Here is an 18,557-nt window from a genome sequence, read left to right on the forward strand (position 1 = left end):
ATACTCTTTTATCGCTCCTTCATATCGTCCTACCGTATCCACATAATATCCTCTACACCAGAAATGTCTATTTCCATACTTATATTTTAAATTTGCGTGTTTATCGAATATCATGAGGCTACTTTTGCTTTTTAAATATCCCATAAAACTTGATACACTTAAATGTGGTGGAATAGTTACTAGCATATGAATATGATCCGGACAGCATTCTGCCTCTATAATCTCTACATTTTTTCTATTACATAAATCTCTTAAAATTTTACCTACATCAGCTTTTATCCGACCATAAATTATTTGTCTTCTATACTTTGGTGCAAAAACAATATGATATTTACATCTCCATTTACTATGTGATAAGCTTTTTACGTCATTCATTGACATTGAACCTCCTATGTTGAAATGTTGTGGTTGCCAGACCAACTTTATTTTACCACTAGGAGGTTCTTTCCTTTTCTCTAAGAATTTTTTACCGACCCCCAGTTTAACTGGGGGTTTAGTCATGCCTATTCGGCGCACAACTATATAAAAAAGTCGGCTCTCGCCGACTTTTTTAATGTACTTTTATGCGTTTATGTTGTTGTTCATCAAATATACCATCTACATCAAGGGTATCTAAGATGCGCTTTAGTTCATGTACATCGATTTGGCCTGGTGCCGATGCTTTGCCCGCTGAAGCAAAGGTCATAGCGTTGCCAAATAAAGCTCCTGAAGCGCGTGTAATAGCGCCTAATGGGCCCATAGCCATCGTAATGATTGGGTCTGATGGATATAAGGCTTTCACTTCAGCCGTTGCCTCTAGTAGTGTAAGAACATCGCCTGTTGTATGAGGCATAACGGCTATCTTTGGCACATCCGCTAAAAATCCTTTCATCTGAATGAGTCGATTTACAATGACGTCTCTACTTGGTGTACCATTAAAATCATGATTACTCATGACGATCGTTACACCATGAACCTTAGCAAACTCTATGGTTTTAAGCATTCTCTCTTGATCAAAGAATAACTCAATATCAATAGCATCTACCAAGCCCGTTGGGATAAGGCGTTCTAACATTGTAAAGTAATCTTGTGAGGAAATAGATTTCTCGCCCCCCTCCCCCTTCGTGCGCCATGTAAAGAGCAATGCACGACCTTTTAACTGGGGTTTCATGAGCATCAACAGTTCAATAATAGCATCAATGGAATGAGCTCGTTCGTAATAATCAATGCGTAGCTCCACCACATCACAAGGTGTATTGCATGCCACCGCAGTAGCATCTAGAATTTCTTTCATCGTTGTGCCCACAATAGGCACGCATATCTTTGTACCCTTTTCTCCAAGTACAGTTTGACCGATACGGACCATAACAACTCCTTTGCATCTCATACGAAACAAATGATTCCCTTAATACTATCTATGACTCATCATAGTGCTATTCATGTTTTTTAGATAATTTTCGAGACTGAAAGCCCATATACAACAATAACAATCCAGTAATACTAAATACGTAGGATATGCCCACATAGGTTGATACAATACTAGCAAATACAGGGCCTACCATAGAACCAAATTGTTGAGCAGTCGTCGTCATACCAAACATACGACCTCTAAAGCTTGGATCTGTATTAAGGGTTACCGCTGCACTCAATGATGGGTTAATCCCTACAATGCATGAACCAATTAGAACCTGTAAAACACCAAACCACCATATACCCACTGGTAAGCTTTGCAGCAATAGAACGATACCACTACCCATCATACAGTAGGAAATGGTCTTAAAATAACCACGACGTTCACCAAGGCGAACCCATAGATTAGTCGTTAAGGATCCTGCTAAACCACCGATACTTAAGATAGTACCAGAAATAATGGCAGCCCCTTCCATGGTGCCTTGCATATTCCCCACATAAAGGGCCAAGATAGGCTGTAGCATCATGATGACACATTGCATGAAGAAGAAAATCCAAAGTAATCGTACTAATACAGGCTGTTGTTGTACGGCTTTAAAGTCTTCACGTAAGGATGTAGATTTAGTAGGTTGTGCCAGCTGTTCTTTTCCATCGCCACCTATAGCATGTAATTTTGGTTCTTTCACAAAGAACAATACAGCCAATGTCGCAATAAGTACCGCCACACCAGATACATAAAATACAGGACGCATCCCTACTACACTTTCAACAGCACCACCTAAAAATGGACCGATGACATTCCCCAAGATAAGCCCCGTCTGGAAGATACCTAAAGCTCGACCAACCTGTTTCTCATCGACACTGAGGGATACCATAGTCATTGCCGCGGGATAGAACCCATTGGCAAATCCAACGAGCGCACGCCCCATGAGTAGTTGATATTGGTCTGTAACTAAACCAATTAGTACATAACAGACAGCAATGCCAAAGCCAGCGCGCAAGGCCATCCGTTTTTTTCCTTTATTATCGGCGATTTTCCCCAAAATCGGAGCCATAATGCCCGCAATGAGGAATGTAATCCCAAAGACAAGACCCGACCAAAGGGCTACATCGGCTTTTGGAACACCTAATTCCAAAAGATATATAGGCAAAAAAGGAATAATCATGGTGTAGCATATAGCTAATACAGTCATGGCAGCTGTAATAATCCATACATTTCGCATGCCACCACGAGTATCGTCTGCGATTGTATCCATCTTTCGCCTTCTTTCCACATATAAACGTGTATAAACATATGCTTTTACAATAAATATATATAAAGAAGAGCCGCATATAAAACGCGACTCTATCAATTATTCCACGGGAAACTTGTGGTCCATTACATCTTGCAATGAAACGCGCTCCATAACATGGCGGAACTCATCTTGTAAATACTGCCATAGTGGAGCAGTCAAACAATCATTAAACATAGGACATGGTTCTACGTCATCCTCTAAACAGGATACGAGAGCAATAGAGTCCTCTGCAGCATATAAAATTTCATATACATTATATTCAGCAGGATCTTTGACCAAGCGATATCCACCGTATTTACCACGCCCACTTTTTACGAGGCCCGCAGCGGATAAACGGGATACAATTCCTTCTAAGTATTTATCTGAAAACCCTTGGCGTTCTGCGATTTCACGGATTGGTACATTTTTTTCCATTCCGTGTTCTGCAATATCCGCTAGGATTCGCAAGGCATACCGCCCTTTTGTAGATATTTTCATAAGTTAACCTCTAAGTCATTCACAATATATGTATAGTATAACATAAATTCATACAAAAAATGGTGGGAAATATGATACACTATAGGTATATCGAAATATTTTTATTTGATATGATTTATAATTTCATACAGGGAGGATTTATCTAATGTTAGATAAACTATTTAAACTCAATGAACGAGGTACTTCCGTTAAAACCGAAATTTTAGCAGGTATTACCACGTTTATCACGATGGCGTACATCCTATTTTTGGCGCCAAACATCTTGAGTCTTGCTGGCATGGATAAGGATGCCGTCCTCATCGCTACAGCTTTAGGTGGTGGCCTCGTAACGATTGCTATGGGTTTATTTGTTAACTATCCAATAGCCCTCGCTCCAGGAGTTGGCCTCTTAGCCTTTTATTCCTTTACCGTAGTTCTCGGCATGGGCGTATCATGGCAAACGGCACTAGGTGCGGTATTCATTTCCGGCCTCGTATTCCTCGTTTTAACGCTGACGTCAATACGACAAATGATTGTTGTAGGTATACCGGCTTCTATGAAAGTCGCTATCACCGTTGGTATTGGGCTCTTTATCTCTATCATCGGTTTAAAACTATCCGGTTTGATGGCGATTTCCATCAGTTTGTCTCCTAACTCCTTAGGCCAAGTTGTACAAACACATGGGAATTTAGTACCTCCAGCATCTGAAGCATTGTTAACACTAGGTAACTTACACAGTGGCGAAACATTGTTGGCACTATTCAGCCTCATCTTTACAGCTCTATTGATGGCTCGTAAGATTCAAGGGTCTCTCTTGATTGGTGTGCTAGTCACAACAATTGTATCCTATATAACAGGCTTATCTACAATGCCTGAGAACTTCACTATATTAGCAGTGCCTGATTTCTCTAAGGCAGCATTCCTTCAATTAGATATTCCTAGTGCTTTTCATATGGGCCTAATTACCATCATCTTCTCCTTCACCTTCGTTGAATTATTCGACTCTATGGGGACTTTGATTGGTACTGCTACAGAGGCAAAAATTGCGGATCCTAAGACTGGTAAATTTCCAGGCCTTGGCAAAGCGATGACTGTTGATGCTATCGGTGTTAGTGCGGGTGCATTGCTCGGTACATCTACGATTACTGCCTTTGTTGAAAGTGCAGCAGGTGTAGGTGCTGGTGGCCGTACAGGCTTAACAGCTGTTACAACAGGCGTGTTATTCCTAATCTGCTTGTTCTTAGCTCCATTGGTATCCTTGGTGCCAAATGCAGCCACATCTCCTGTTCTTATCATCGTTGGTGCCCTCATGTTAGGTGCTATCCGCAATATCGACTTCGACGATTGGACAGAAGGCTTCCCTGCATTCCTCGTTATCGTTTTGATGCCGTTCACATACAGCATTGCAAACGGTATCTCTGCAGGTCTTATTGCATACCCTCTACTCAAAATCATTGCAGGTCGTGCAAGAGAAGTTAACTGGATTATGTACGTATTAGCGGTACTTGTAATCATCCGCTACGTATTCTTCTAATTAATACATAAAGAATCTATCTCCTAGATATTTTACTAATATCTTTAGGGATAGGTTCTTTTTTATTAACGAATCGTTTTTAGACCGATTAAATCTGTACGACTAAAATCGATATTTTTTAACGGCACAACATGATCTTTATAAAACTCTGCTTCAGATGCTTTCACAGGCACTTGGAAGAACAAGAAATACGCCATATTATCCTTGTACCACGTAACACTGCGTACTAAGTCCTTATCTACATCACCGGTATAGTGCACATCACCAGTTGGGGTAGCGTCAGTTCACTGTACGCCATGGCAATCCGATTGTTTCATAATGAGGCCAATCAGGCTCATCATTTTGTTTAACGTTTTTCGCATCGTTTTCTTCAACATGTTGCTTATCATTGCGGTCACCACGTAATCGAGTATCATCAGAAGCCACGTTACTTAATGACCCTACTGAATCTACAATTTTACTTACATAGTCTTGGGTTCTTAAAGAAGCAAAGTAGAGCATATACACTTTATTATCTTTTTCCCAATAAGCAATTTGAATAGCGTCTTTACTAGAACTTAATGTATGTACAGAGATTCCATTAGGGGTAGTAAAGCTAACTGCATCCTTAGCATTGTATTTTGTCTTTTCCAATATAGGCTTTACTACGGTATCAATAGCCCACCCCATGCGATATACAATATCTGTATTAGAGAAGGTTAATTTTGGACCATATTCTCCATTACGGCCCGTTTCTGTATAAACGATTTCTAATACATCATGGTCCTTGGCCTTTACATCGCGTACTGCATAGTCTTTAGGCATATAAGATGGAATTTGTAAATCATAGCCAAAATCATTTGTACTTGCGTCAACATTATGATGTACTATATCACCATTATCAAGTTGATCATACCAGAGATAACGTTCCATAAGTTCTTTATTATATTCATCAATTGTTTTAGTAGAAGTCTTCGTAATCGGATAGTTTCCTAATAGTTCATAGCGTGAGCTATCTATACTTTTAACAGGCACGATATGTTCCTTATAGAATTCAGCATCAACTGCTTTCACAGGTTCTAAGAACAATAAGGAGTATGCCATACCGTCCTTTGTCCACGTAATGCTACGGATTAGTTGTGCTGCTGGATCACCAGTATAAAAGACTTCGCCAGATTCACCTTGTTCAGACCACTCAAAATCTTTATACTCAGCAGGAATATACGCAGTATCTCTTACGGTATCCACGGAATAGCCCATTCGATAGGCCATAACATTAGTAATAAATTTTTTCCCATCTTGATAGATAGATCCGCCTTTTTTGTGATATACAACCTCTAGTACATCATTTCGATCAATACGCGCGGTATACAACTGATATCCAAAAGGAATATAACTAGGTGCCTCAGCCTCATACGGTAGTTTCTCAGTAACCTCTACAATACCCTTAAAGTTACGAGCACTGTCTTGCGTCATCAAAGGCCAGCCTACTAATTGCGCTCTTGGTTTTTGAATAATGGCAGAAATATTATCCACGTTTGGTGCAATATTTTTAGAATTAGATGCGGCCTCAGAATTATTAGTAGTCACAGACTGATCAAGAGTATCTGCTAATACATAGCTTGTAGATAGAAGTCCCATAGCTATGGCCACCAAAATTGACTTACCTATCGTTTTCTTCATATTCCCTCCTATTATAAAAATTTATAATATAGTTCTCACATATAATGATATATTTTCTTATTTATATCAAAATCACGAAATCGATTCTGTATCCCTAGCTACTTCATAAAACTTTTATCTTTCCATTTTTGAATGCATATTAATAGGTCAACAATGTCTCTAAGACTTACGAGTTCGATAAAAAAACATCCTAGTAAGCTCTATATCATAATAGACTTCAATAGGATGTCGAATCATTATTTAGTTAAGGGAGGCATAATAATATCTTCCTCAAGTTGTCTTCGTCTCTTTGCGGTATAGTTTAACACTTTAATTTGAACTACACCTACAGAGTTTACCATAGCTTCGGTAAAAGTAAATTCCCGATTTGTTTGATGGTTCATCAACACTTGTAGACCATGAGCCTTTTCATCAATATTCTCTAAATAAGTAGCCTCTCCTTGGCCCATCACACTGGAATAAACTGAACTATATGCACAAGGAATATCTCCACCGGAAACAAGGGCCTCATCACTGCCATCAATTTCGATAAATACATGAGGATTTGCTTTAATCAAGTCAAACTTCTTTCCCTCATGATGCCCATGAACATAGATATAAAGCGCGTTATCAATAAATTCAAAACCAAAATGTAGGGCCACTACATAAGGGTAATCACCATCCATCATGCCTAGATGAATGATGCGAGTGCTGTTTAAAATGCTCTTAATTTCTTCTATATCTGTAACTCTTCGGTCTTGCCGTCTCATAATGACCTCCACGATTTTACGTAAAAGATAATCTATCAGTTATTATAGCAAATTTTGAAAACCTTTTAACTCATAGTATGCTTTTAAAAGTATGAATACTCTTTCTTTTATTCGTATATTAATAATACTATTTGCACGATATGTCTACTGTAAAAATACATTTGACTTTTTATAATAGATACTGTATGATAAGAAAATAGTTTTATATATTCTATAGATTATGAAAGTTATGGTCATCCATGGCTTTTTGTATTTATAGGTAGTTTGTAGAAAAGAGGTCTTTACTATGTCTGATACGAATCAGTTAGAACGGGGCCTTAAGAATCGTCACGTACAATTGCTCGCCATCGGCGGTGCCATTGGTACAGGGTTATTCTTAGGTTCCGGTCGGGCCATCCATTTGGCAGGTCCATCCATTCTTTTTGCTTATCTCATAACTGGTCTTATTTGTTTCTTTGTAATGAGAGCGTTAGGGGAATTATTATTATCTAATCTTAATCATCATTCCTTTATCGATTTTGTAGAAGATTATCTAGGTGATCGCGCTGCGTTCATCACAGGATGGACATATTGGTTCTGTTGGCTATCACTAGCCATGGCCGATTTAACGGCCGTCGGACTGTATATGCAATACTGGATACCATGGCTTCCCCAATGGGTACCAGCCCTCGTCGTCTTAATAGCCTTGTTGCTTATGAATTTAACAGCTGTAAAGCACTTTGGGGAAATGGAATTTTGGTTTGCCATGATTAAGGTCATTGCCATTGTGTCCCTTATCATCATCGGCTTAATCATGATTTTCTCTGGGTTTAGTACCGATGCGGGTGTAGCGGCGGCCTTTAGTAATTTATGGAATTACGGCGGATGGTTTCCGAATGGAACAATGGGCTTTATTCTATCCTTCCAAATGGTCGTATTTGCGTTCACAGGCATTGAACTTGTAGGGTTGACCGCAGGTGAAACTGAAAACCCTGAAAAGGTTATTCCAATGGCCATCAATAATATTCCATTGCGTATTATTTTATTCTACATTGGTTCCTTGGCCATCATCATGAGTATTTACCCATGGACAGCCGTTAACCCTGCAGCCAGCCCATTTGTAGCCGTATTTACAGCCGTTGGTATTACGGCCGCAGCAGGTATCGTCAACTTTGTTGTGCTTACCTCTGCCGCATCCGCCACAAACTCTGGTATTTTTAGTACAGGTCGTATGATTTATGCCCTTGCTAAACGCGGTCATGCACCTAAATCAATGCGCCGCTTAACACACAGCAGCGTGCCATACCAAGCGACTATTTTCTCTGCTGCCGTACTACTTATTACAGTTGTACTTAACTATGTCATGCCAGAAGCAGTCTTCGTTATGATTACATCTATCTCTACATTCTGCTTCATTTTCATCTGGGCTATCATGGTTATTTGCCATTTAAAATATCGCAAAAAAAATTCTGAATTAGCGGCAAAATCTACATTTAAAATGCCTCTATATCCAGTGATAAACTATTTAATTCTTGCGTTCTTTGCGTTCATCCTCATTATCTTGGCCTTGAATGATGACACAAGAGTTGCCTTATTCTTCACACCAGTTTGGTTCATTATCTTGTGGGCCTTCTACTCCATGCTTAATACAGGGGACGAAGATACACTTGAAGAAGAACTATTAGACTTAGCAGGTGCTAAAAAACAACACAAAAAACAAACAACAGATGATCACGATGATTATGTAATTTAACACAAAGCCCCTACCTCACCGAGGTAGGGGCTTTCACTATATCCAAACTATTTCAAATTTGGGAAATTAATTTGTTCATAATTTTGTTGATAAATTGAACTATCACCTATATTTTCATCGTAATTCATAATGGTTCGAATCCGACGGCCTTGACTGGTAACGATAATATCTATAGAACTAGGGATTTCTTGATTCGTTTGTTGTAGATACATATACAAATCCCGTAGCGCTTGAGACTGACGTAATGCTCCTGCGCTATATTTACCCTTAGATAAACCAGTATTTTTAATAGTTTGACCACTATAAACTTGGCCCATCATATCCGTATAGTAGAAACGAACTGTATTGTCAGATGGTATAGCCTTAATATAGATGGTTTTCCAATTCTTTTTAATCATTGATCTAGTAGATACGGCCACATTATTCACTAATGATTGTGTTTGTTTATTGATTTCTTTTGTAGTACCATTACCTACCGAGATTTCATCATTCTTCGGCATGTGCAACATAGTCATGGTTGGATCTGGTTTAACTGATTTAGCATCTACAGGTTGCACGCCACAGATACTAACTGCAGTCATAACTGCTAATGTGGATAATACCAATTTATTCATAGTTCTCTCCATACTATATATAATATATGACTAACTATATTTTATACAATTTATTATAGGCATAAATAACGCATTTATCAAGTGACGATCCAGCCCCATAAAAATAACCGATATGTTCCTCATACAAGGATACATATCGGTTATTCTTTATATAAAACTAATTACTAAAATCCGTATCCACAATAGCAAATTGTGTATAATCTGGATAACGGTTATGAAGTTCCGCCTTAATCTTTTCTAATGTACCATGTGGATCTTCTTCATCAAAGTTAAAAATAATATCATAATAGATAATCTTTTTATCTTCTCGTACGTAGAAGGCATGGAGTTGGACTACATTAGTATACAAACTGATAACTTGATCAAGCGCTTTTTTGATTTCAAGAACTTCTACGCTTGGTTGATTTTCTGCGTATACGCCGACAGTCATATTAATGCCAAACTTTTTATAAAGATGAACTGCGATTCCTTTAGTTAACGGATGGACCTCACCCACTGTCATCGTATCTGGCAACGAAATATGAACAGAACCAATCACTTCACCTGGTCCATAGCTATTTAGCACTAGGTCATATACACCGCCTACATTTGGATGTTGCGCGATAGTTTCTTTGATGTTTCGAATAAGATCATCATCGGCCCGAACACCAAGCAAATGATTATACATATCCCGTAAGATCTCATAGGCTGCTTTCAAAATTAAGAGGGAAATTAAAGCCCCTACATAGCCTTGAATATCTACATTGAAGAAATATACGAGGCCTGCAGACACCAATGTAGCAAAGGTAATCACCGCATCAAAAAGAGCATCAATACCAGACGCTACAAGGGCATCAGATTTATATTTCTCACCTTGAGACTTAATGTATCGCCCCATCACAACCTTTACAACGATGGCAACAGCGATGATGGCAAGGCTTGGAATATCAAATGTGGATACCTCTGGATGAAGAATTTTATCTATCGATTCCTTAAGGGATCCAATGCCTGCACCGAGAATGATGAAAGCAATAGCCATGGTAGTCATATATTCTATACGGCCATGTCCAAATGGATGTTCCTTATCGGCTCCTTTTGCGGCCAGTTTTGTACCGGCAATTGTCAACACCGAAGAAAGAACGTCTGTTAAGTTATTTACCGCATCAAGGATTATGGCGATGGAATTCGATGCCAATCCTATTATCATTTTAAAAATGACAAGCACCACATTACCTATAATGCCCTTGATACTGGCGAGCGTAATACCCCGATTACGTTCAGCACTATTTTCTTGTAAAATCATTCTATTACACCTCTTACATACTATATGTACAATATTAAATAATTTATATGTGTACGTTTATTTGTATTATAGCTTATGGATTATCATTTGTCACTATAATTTTCGATATTTTTTCACGAAATCCATTGATTTTACTGAACTTATCAGTCATTCTCATTTCTCAATTATGAACTTTTATATAGTTAAGAACTCATTCTACTACTGAATGCCCATTCTAGTTAAGCTTGAACGGTTATACGGTCTCCAGAACGCATATGTGTAAAAATAACCTTTATTGCACGTAGTGCAAATGGTTCGCCCGTAGATTTCGCCCCATACAATGTATCCCCTAACAAAGGATGACCTATATGACTAAAAGCCACTCGGATTTGATGTGTTTTACCTGTATATAAGCGAACTGCCACTGCTGTACAAGGCTGATTTCCTAAGTTATGCACAGAATTATCCACATTTTCACCCTGTTTATCCACAGTATTCACTGTGCTGTCCACATTTTCATGGGATATATCCACAATATTTTGTAGGTTATGCACAGAGTTATCCACAACCCCATTCGGATATCGGTGTAAAACGGTAAAATCAGTCCGTGTTTCTTTCCCCTTAGAATTTACTTCGTAATGAATACTATCAATACTTCTATCCATAGAAAGCACCAACGAATCCGAATCTGATTCGACAAGGCCTTCAACGATTGCCATGTACCATTTCTCAAAGGTATTATCATCCATTTGCTGTTGATATAAACTTTGGGCTAGACCGCTTTTGGCAATTACAATACAGCCTGTTGTATCGCGGTCAAGACGGTTCAAAAAACGTACTTTTCGCTTAATACCATGTTCCATAAAATAATGGGCAATGCCATTAGCAAGTGATACTTGATCCTTTGAATTGACCGTAACACCGGCAGGCTTATCCACAATGAGCAAATCGTCATCTTCATAGAGAATATGTAAATCCATTGCAATTGGCTCATAATCAATCTTCTCTTTGGCCATAGCTATCCAAATTACATCATCTACAGCAACCTCTGTATGAGGTGTTGCTTTATGACCATTTACATGGATTAATTTCTCATCAAATAACTTTACCATCGCTTTTCTTGGATATTTAGTATCTAACAGTTGCCCTAATGTTATAGCATCTGTAGTTGCATGTTGTATGGATTCTATATCCTGGGTAGTAACTGGCCAAATAATATCATCTGGTCTATGCGTTTTTCGTGCCATTACACACTCCTTTCTACGAGTTTTACATCCCTTGGCATATAATCAAGGAATGCACTTGGCGCTGTGCCTTGGCCCCGTTGTGATTCATTGGTATAGGTAATAACTAGCTCCTGTTTTGGTCGCGTAATGGCCACATAGAACAAGCGTTTTTCTTCATCCTCATTGCCCTCGCGTAAGGACATAAAACTAGGGAATGTCCCTTGATTCATACCCGCCAAAAATACATGGTCAAACTCACTACCCTTTGCTTGATGAACCGTAATAATCGGTATCTTAGATTGTTTACTCATCTGTTGTGGCTCACCAGCCGTCAAGGCAGCTAATTGCAAAATATGATTGAGACGAGCTAATCCCGTTGTACCTTCATATTCCTTATCTAATGATTCCATAATACGATACAAATCTCGTATATGTTCAACCTTAGCCATTTCGCCATGACTCTTATAATAGTCTAGTACGCCCATTTGATTCATAATATAGGCCAATAATTCCGTAGGATTATCGGTATGCATCTTTCTGCGCAAGGTTGCCATTTGAGATGCAATCGTTGTGAAAGCCGCCTTATATTGATTAATGGCTACCATGCGATCTGTCGTTGAGGGCACAATATTTTCACAGACTGCGTAGATTAATAATTGGCCCGTAGCGATAATATCATCCATCGCATTATGGGTAGGCGTATGATTAATAGGAAAATATTTTGATAAAAATCCTAACTTATGATTTTCCAGTGTTGGATAGAACCGTCTAAAGATATCTAATGTATCATATACGGCCTTAAATTGAGGCTCGCCTAAATTATGGCGCGCTAATTCATGGCTCAAAATGCTAATGTCATAATTTACATTATGACCTACAATGATACGATTGTTAGAAAATTCTTTGAAAGCCTCCAATACGACCTTTGGACTTTCACCATGCTCTGCTAAATATTCATCTGAAAAGCCATGAACAAGTTGGGATGTGCCCACCGATTTACCAGGATTGATAAAACGTTCAAACCGTTCTATTTCATTGCCATCTTTATCAATGCGCATCGCCGCAATTTGTATAATTCTATCTTGTGTCGTATCCGTACCAGTGCTTTCTACATCGTATACCACCACTTCACCCACCTCAAGACCAGCTACCAATTTGGCATATGGCTCAGCTTCAAAAATGGGCATATCCATAAAATCCGTCAATTTTAGCCCTACACTACGATTTTTTGGACTTTCAATATCGCGAATACGCGCGTCGCCAATGCCCGATACATAGCGTTTAATAATGCGTTTCGCACTGACCGCATCATTAGGATTCATCAAGAGCTTAAAGTAAGCCATGATATCCTTGATTTCCTGACGTCGGAAGAACTTATATTCATCAATAATCATAAACGGACGACGTTCAGATTCTGGTTTCTCTTGATTATATCGTTCAAACTGTTCACTTAAACGCTGTGCCTTGCGATTATCACGAACCAACACACCGATAGATGCATCCTTTGGAAGCGCGCAAATACGGTCATAAATAAATTTTGATTCCGTATATTCATTGCGACAACCTTTCACAAGGATAGGGGCCCCATCACTAGCACTGTTGGCCTCTGGCATTTCATCGTACACAGTTCCAACGAGTTGAGGAAACATGTTCTGCAATGTTTTGAAAGCCATTGTAAACAAAGTGCGATTAGAGCGATAGTTTTTATAGAATATGATTTTTAGAGGATTAAAATCACGGGTAAATGCCTCTAATAAACGGAACGGATCTGAGCCGCGCCATTCGTAGATAGTTTGGAAATAGTCGCCACATAAAAGAATATGATTGCCTTCCCATAGCATTTCCATAACCTTATATTCTAATGAGCCCGTATCTTGCATTTCATCAACGGAAATATACTGATAACGACTGCGCCACCGTTCTCGAATATCTGGATTTTGAAATAGTCGATGCACACCACAGATTAAATCAGTAAAATCAACGCCGTGAACGGATTGTAGACTTTCATCATAACGAGCAATCCATTCATGACCATGAGCCCAAAAGTCCGACAAATCCTCAGTAGCAAGAGTATTGTAATTGTAAAATAATTTCTCTATTTGCTTAGATTGCTCCTGCTCTAAACGTTGTATCGTTCGTTTGTAATCATCTAGCAACGATTCAGAATAGAATTCATACACAGAACGATATTCCTTTACCATGCTTATAAGGCTAGCAAAGTTCATATCCCGCATGTTTCTCGGTTTATATGGCAAATATAGTTCTTTACAATCCTCTTCATCAAATATAGTCACATCTGTATAGAGCGACTCATCTCGCTTGCCCTCTTGTTGAAGAACGTAAAAACAAAAGCTGTGGAACGTACTAATCTCCACAGCCTTTGCAGGTTGGCCAACGAGGGATTCGATGCGCGACTTCATCTCTTGTGCCGCCTTATTGGTAAAGGTCATGCACAAAATCTGATGAGCCTCGCAGCGGCCACTTTCAATAATGTGAGCCACTCGATAAGCCAGTGTATTCGTTTTTCCCGTCCCAGCGGACGCCAACAAGAGGATATTTCTATCTAGTTCATCGATGACGCGTTGTTGTTCGCTATTGATAACCATGATATCCTCTCCTTATTTTATAAGCCGTAGTATAGAGCGGCCAGTACCATCGGAATAGGTCCAAATAGTACGGTCAAAGCCCACACACCAAAGCCAATATCCATTGGTATATGTAACACATAGATACATACCATGTATGTCACAATGCCTAGTGCAACATTGATGGCTACCTTTTTAATGGTGAAAAAAGCCAATTTCAATGCAATAACTATGACAAATACAGATATAATCGCTTCAGTCATAGGCGCTGCCAATAATGGCGCGAGTAATACGTTCATATTATCCTTTCATCTCCTGGCGATTTACAACGGCACCGCCCAAGGTCAATTCATCGGCATATTCGATATCTCCACCTACAGGAACACCGCGGGCAATACGCGTTACCTTGATGCCAGTCGGCGCTAGTAGACGTGCCAAATATAAGGCCGTCGCCTCCCCTTCTACATCAGGGTCCGTTGCGAGAATAACCTCTTGTACGACACCATCACGCAAACGAGCAATCAGCTCTTTAACGCGAATATCTTCAGCACCGATACCCTCTAAAGGTGACAACGCCCCCTCTAAGACATGGTAGAGCCCCTTGTAATCACCGCTGCGTTCAATGGCAATCACATCACGAGACGTTTCAACCACCATAATCGTGGTTTGATCCCGATTAGGATTCGAGCAAAATTCACAAGGGTCCTGCGCAGATAGATTAAAACAGATAGAACAATGGCGGGTTGCCCCTTTGGCTTCAACAATGGTATTGACCAATCGGTCCACCTCTTCTTGAGGCATTTCCACAAGATGGTATGCCAAGCGACGGGCAGATTTTGATCCAATGCCTGGCAATCTACGCAACTGTTCTACGAGCCGTTCTAATGCGTTTGTCATTTAGAATAAACCTGTTGGCAAGTTAAGACCACCTGTTACCTTGCCCATTTCTTGAGACAATAGGTCATCTACTTTTTTGCTTGCTTCATTAACAGCAGCCATTACCAAGTCTTCAAGCATTTCCACATCTTCAGGATCAACTGCGGACGGATTCAACTTCAAAGATTCAATCATCTTTTCGCCATTCATAACAACGGTAACAGCACCGCCACCTACGGATGCTTCTACTGTACGAGTTTTTAACTCTTCTTGCATTTTTTTCATGTCAGCTTGCATTTTTTGAACTTTTTTCATCATGCCTGCCATATTGCCCATACCTTTACCGAACATTGTATTTCCTCCTTATAGGACTGTGAAAGTCCTTGCAAAATAAATTAACTATATACTGAAAATTGCAATTTACTCTTCTATGACCTCTACATAAATGTCATGATCTTCTGAAAGTTTCTCTAATGTTTTAGCCAACAGTGGGTTTTGTTGTTCTTCAACGCCCATGTGTTCAGGGTCCCACTGGTATTCACGCTTTGGGACGGCTTCTACCTCCACGGTGGCACCGCTATCCATAGGCCGATTGATAACTTCACCATCATCGGTCATTACCTGTGTTCCGTCTAAACTCATAACGGGTATACCACCGTCATCATGAGCCGTCTTTTTCTTAGCAGATGAATCCTCATCTCCCTTACTGCTCGGTGGTTTTATACCTCTTGCTTTAAGAGCAGCTAACGCAGCCTCTCTAGCATTATTGCGAGCTTCGGAGCTTATAGACTCTGGCGGTTTTACACCACCAGATACATCTTGGGTTTCAGATTGTATAGTAGCTCCAGACTTCTCTTCAGTATCCTGATTCGCTATAGGCGTAGAGGATATTGTTTCACCATTATCAAGTAAGTCTGTTTCTACCGGTGGTGGCGGGGCCTCAACAACCGGTGTAGGCTGTGACCTCTTAGGCTGTACAGCTCGATTGGACCGCGCTCCGCTAGCCATCATATATTCTTTATAGACATCTGTCTCTATATCGACAATCTCTAAAGACACGGAATAGCCCAACGCATATTGGAACGCTAATGCAATTTCCTTGCGATTTGCTTCATTAGTAGCCAAGGTAAGGGATATTCCCTTTTTAAAAGCTACTACTGCTTTTTCACGATCTACATAAATAACTTGGCCTTGACCAATAATATTATATGCTAATCCCTTATCGCTGTCCTTTAGATATTTTATCACAGTAGTCTGAATGGTTCTATATTCCCCTGAGTCCACCATGGTTTCACCGATAACAGCGACTTGGCTAATACCTGTATTCTTCTGACGGCCCGTATGTCTCGTCGTTCGAGATGTGCCGGTCTTAGGTGGTATTTCACCAGAAGTCTTCATCGGTGGTGGTGTCATACCAACACCATGCATAGGTGGCGGCGTCAAACCTATAGTAGCCGTTTGATTACTACCGCTAGGTTTCGATTCCGCTACAATAGGTGAAGGCTTATAATTTGTTGGCACCTCATGAATCGTAACAGATTCGTATTCCTCCATAGGCGGTGGAATGAAATCATCATCTACCACATTTGATCTTGATGCATTAGGTGTAGCCACAAAATTAATAGATGGCGCCGCCATCGGTGGACCTTGTTGTTCCAATTTGGCCAGCCGATTGAGTACGCCTTCACGTGACTCGCGTTCAGACTGTTCTAATGCAGCCAAACGGTCCTCCACATCGTCATGAGCCTTGGATACGCCTGCACATAAAACCAATAGGCCCATTTCAATAACCGTGCGTGGATTATCTACCTGTTTCGCATCGCTCATGATGGATTGTAACTGTTTAATATATTGATTGATGGTACCAAACTCAATGTCTTTTGCTTGTTCTAAGAATTCAGTGCGGAACGAATCATATACCTTTAATTCCTCCGCATCAGGAGCGACCTTAGCAATCAATAGAGCCCGTAAGTGTTGCGTAAGGGCCTCCATGATTTGAGCTCCATCACGCCCTTCACTGAGTGCATTTTGAATATATTTCAATACAGCTGGGCCATCTCCATTATGCAAGGCAGATAGGAATTTAATAATCCAGTCCTTACTAACGAGGCCAATGAGTTCCTCTACAACGGCCGGTGTAATCTCGCCACTGGCCATACCCACACATTGATCGAGAATACTTAACGCATCGCGCAAGCCACCATCCGCATGAACCGCGATGAGACGTGCTGCATTATCTTCTAAGGCAAAGCCTTCTTTATCCGCAACATATTGTAACCGCTGTGCAATATCATCAGATGTGATACGTCTAAATGTATATCGTTGGCAACGAGATACGATGGTAACAGGCAGTTTTTCAATCTCAGTGGTCGCAAAGATGAACATCACGTGATCTGGTGGTTCCTCTATCGTCTTTAATAGGGCATTCCACGCTTCATTGGTAAGCATATGGGCTTCGTCGATGATGAATACCTTTTTACGCCCCTCTACAGGCATAAACTTTACGCTTTCACGTAAAGCACGAATCTCATCGATACCACGATTCGACGCCGCATCAATTTCGAGGACGTCCATAGACTGACCACTCAAAATCGATTTACATACGCTACATTCATTACAAGGATGGTCAGTAGGGCCATGTTCACAATTAATGGCACGTGCAAAAATCTTAGCCATACTCGTCTTACCAGTCCCGCGCGGGCCGGCAAATAGATACGCATGAGCCACCTTATCCTCGCGAATAGCGCGCATCAACGTATCTGATACCTGATGTTGCCCAACCACATCGGTAAACGTCTGCGGACGATACTTACGATATAGCGCCATATATGCCATAGGAACACCCCCCTTTCCCTGTAAACAGTCCGTAATTAACAATACTTTATTATACCATATTACACAAAAAAGAGGGCGTCCTTTCACGTCCTCTTTTAGTATAACTAGTACCTTATTCAGCTACAACAAGTAGATAAAAAAAAGCGGCCCCCAAGGCCGCCTTGCAATATTCGATCACGACAGCCCCCGGGTTCCCCGTGGCACATGAAGGTTACCGCTTAGTGCTGCTACCTCTCAGTCCTGACACGATTCACAGGCCCCCATTGCACGGGCCCGAGAACTGCCATGATCCAATATTGCAATACAAATATTATACATGAAAATGCCTCTATAGTCAAAACTA

15 protein-coding genes, 1 other RNA gene and 1 pseudogene are annotated in these 18,557 nt (G+C 40.2%); 2 read left to right on the forward strand and 15 right to left on the reverse strand.

Annotation, left to right across the window (positions count from 1 at the left end):
* From tnpA to VIHSUH07_RS09370, 4 genes are all read right to left on the reverse strand, one after another.
* Window positions 1-375: IS200/IS605 family transposase (gene tnpA, locus VIHSUH07_RS09355; RefSeq protein ID WP_105084245.1), on the reverse strand; the 375-nt coding region annotated here is incomplete at its 3' end.
* A gap of 175 nt (window positions 376-550) precedes the next feature.
* The gene (gene aroD / locus VIHSUH07_RS09360) at window positions 551-1,345 is read right to left on the reverse strand and encodes a type I 3-dehydroquinate dehydratase (protein ID WP_105084736.1); all 795 of its coding nucleotides are present in this window, start codon (window positions 1,343-1,345) and stop codon (window positions 551-553) included.
* A 67-nt stretch (window positions 1,346-1,412) separates the two neighbouring features.
* On the reverse strand, window positions 1,413-2,645 hold the full coding sequence (locus VIHSUH07_RS09365) for an MFS transporter (RefSeq protein ID WP_105084737.1): 1,233 nt from the start codon (window positions 2,643-2,645) through the stop codon (window positions 1,413-1,415).
* A gap of 96 nt (window positions 2,646-2,741) precedes the next feature.
* A complete protein-coding gene (locus tag VIHSUH07_RS09370; RefSeq protein WP_105084738.1) occupies window positions 2,742-3,161 on the reverse strand; it encodes an RrF2 family transcriptional regulator in 420 nt (139 codons plus the stop codon).
* 145 nt (window positions 3,162-3,306) lie between these two features.
* On the opposite strand from VIHSUH07_RS09370, the gene VIHSUH07_RS09375 reads away from it, so the two are divergent.
* Window positions 3,307-4,674, forward strand: a complete 1,368-nt coding sequence (locus tag VIHSUH07_RS09375) for an NCS2 family permease (protein ID WP_105084739.1) — start codon at window positions 3,307-3,309, stop codon at window positions 4,672-4,674.
* A 65-nt stretch (window positions 4,675-4,739) separates the two neighbouring features.
* Here the strand turns inward: VIHSUH07_RS09375 and VIHSUH07_RS09690 are convergent.
* Together VIHSUH07_RS09690 and VIHSUH07_RS09385 are read right to left on the reverse strand one after the other, a co-directional pair.
* Window positions 4,740-5,586: pseudogene (locus tag VIHSUH07_RS09690) on the reverse strand (hypothetical protein).
* Between the two features lie 986 nt (window positions 5,587-6,572).
* Complete coding sequence (locus tag VIHSUH07_RS09385; protein WP_105084740.1) at window positions 6,573-7,085, reverse strand: pyridoxamine 5'-phosphate oxidase family protein; 513 nt, start codon at window positions 7,083-7,085, stop codon at window positions 6,573-6,575.
* 286 nt (window positions 7,086-7,371) lie between these two features.
* Here VIHSUH07_RS09385 and VIHSUH07_RS09390 point away from each other — a divergent pair, with 286 nt between their 5' ends.
* Entirely contained in the window at window positions 7,372-8,817 is a 1,446-nt protein-coding gene (locus VIHSUH07_RS09390) for an amino acid permease (RefSeq protein ID WP_105084741.1), read from the forward strand.
* A 47-nt stretch (window positions 8,818-8,864) separates the two neighbouring features.
* Here VIHSUH07_RS09390 and VIHSUH07_RS09395 read toward each other — a convergent pair whose 3' ends face one another.
* The 9 genes from VIHSUH07_RS09395 to ffs form a co-directional block, all read right to left on the reverse strand.
* Window positions 8,865-9,431 carry an immunity protein YezG family protein gene (locus VIHSUH07_RS09395; protein ID WP_105084742.1) on the reverse strand — a complete coding sequence of 189 codons (567 nt, stop codon included), beginning with the start codon at window positions 9,429-9,431 and terminating at the stop codon, window positions 8,865-8,867.
* Window positions 9,432-9,588: 157 nt separating this feature from the next.
* The gene (locus VIHSUH07_RS09400) at window positions 9,589-10,713 is read right to left on the reverse strand and encodes a cation diffusion facilitator family transporter (RefSeq protein ID WP_009660735.1); all 1,125 of its coding nucleotides are present in this window, start codon (window positions 10,711-10,713) and stop codon (window positions 9,589-9,591) included.
* Window positions 10,714-10,931: 218 nt separating this feature from the next.
* Window positions 10,932-11,939, reverse strand: coding sequence for an RluA family pseudouridine synthase (locus VIHSUH07_RS09405; RefSeq protein WP_105084743.1), 1,008 nt, complete (start codon window positions 11,937-11,939; stop codon window positions 10,932-10,934).
* Window positions 11,939-14,524 (reverse strand): 3'-5' exonuclease, encoded by a 2,586-nt coding sequence (locus VIHSUH07_RS09410; RefSeq protein ID WP_105084744.1) that lies wholly within the window; start codon window positions 14,522-14,524, stop codon window positions 11,939-11,941. Before VIHSUH07_RS09410 ends, VIHSUH07_RS09405 begins: the two co-directional genes overlap by 1 nt.
* A 17-nt stretch (window positions 14,525-14,541) precedes the next feature.
* On the reverse strand, window positions 14,542-14,802 hold the full coding sequence (locus VIHSUH07_RS09415; protein WP_105084745.1) for a hypothetical protein: 261 nt from the start codon (window positions 14,800-14,802) through the stop codon (window positions 14,542-14,544).
* A gap of 1 nt (window position 14,803) precedes the next feature.
* Complete coding sequence (gene recR, locus VIHSUH07_RS09420) at window positions 14,804-15,400, reverse strand: recombination mediator RecR (protein ID WP_005384103.1); 597 nt, start codon at window positions 15,398-15,400, stop codon at window positions 14,804-14,806.
* Window positions 15,401-15,730: a YbaB/EbfC family nucleoid-associated protein gene (locus VIHSUH07_RS09425; protein WP_005377304.1), complete on the reverse strand. Its 330-nt coding sequence runs from the start codon at window positions 15,728-15,730 to the stop codon at window positions 15,401-15,403.
* 69 nt (window positions 15,731-15,799) lie between these two features.
* A complete protein-coding gene (dnaX, locus tag VIHSUH07_RS09430) occupies window positions 15,800-18,214 on the reverse strand; it encodes a DNA polymerase III subunit gamma/tau (protein WP_105084746.1) in 2,415 nt (804 codons plus the stop codon).
* Between the two features lie 180 nt (window positions 18,215-18,394).
* An RNA gene (gene ffs / locus VIHSUH07_RS09435) (signal recognition particle sRNA small type) lies at window positions 18,395-18,494 on the reverse strand.
* Between the last annotated feature and the right edge of the window lie 63 nt (window positions 18,495-18,557).

Source organism: Veillonella sp. T34266-5, from assembly GCF_002959815.1.
GTDB classification, from domain to species: domain Bacteria; phylum Bacillota; class Negativicutes; order Veillonellales; family Veillonellaceae; genus Veillonella; species Veillonella atypica.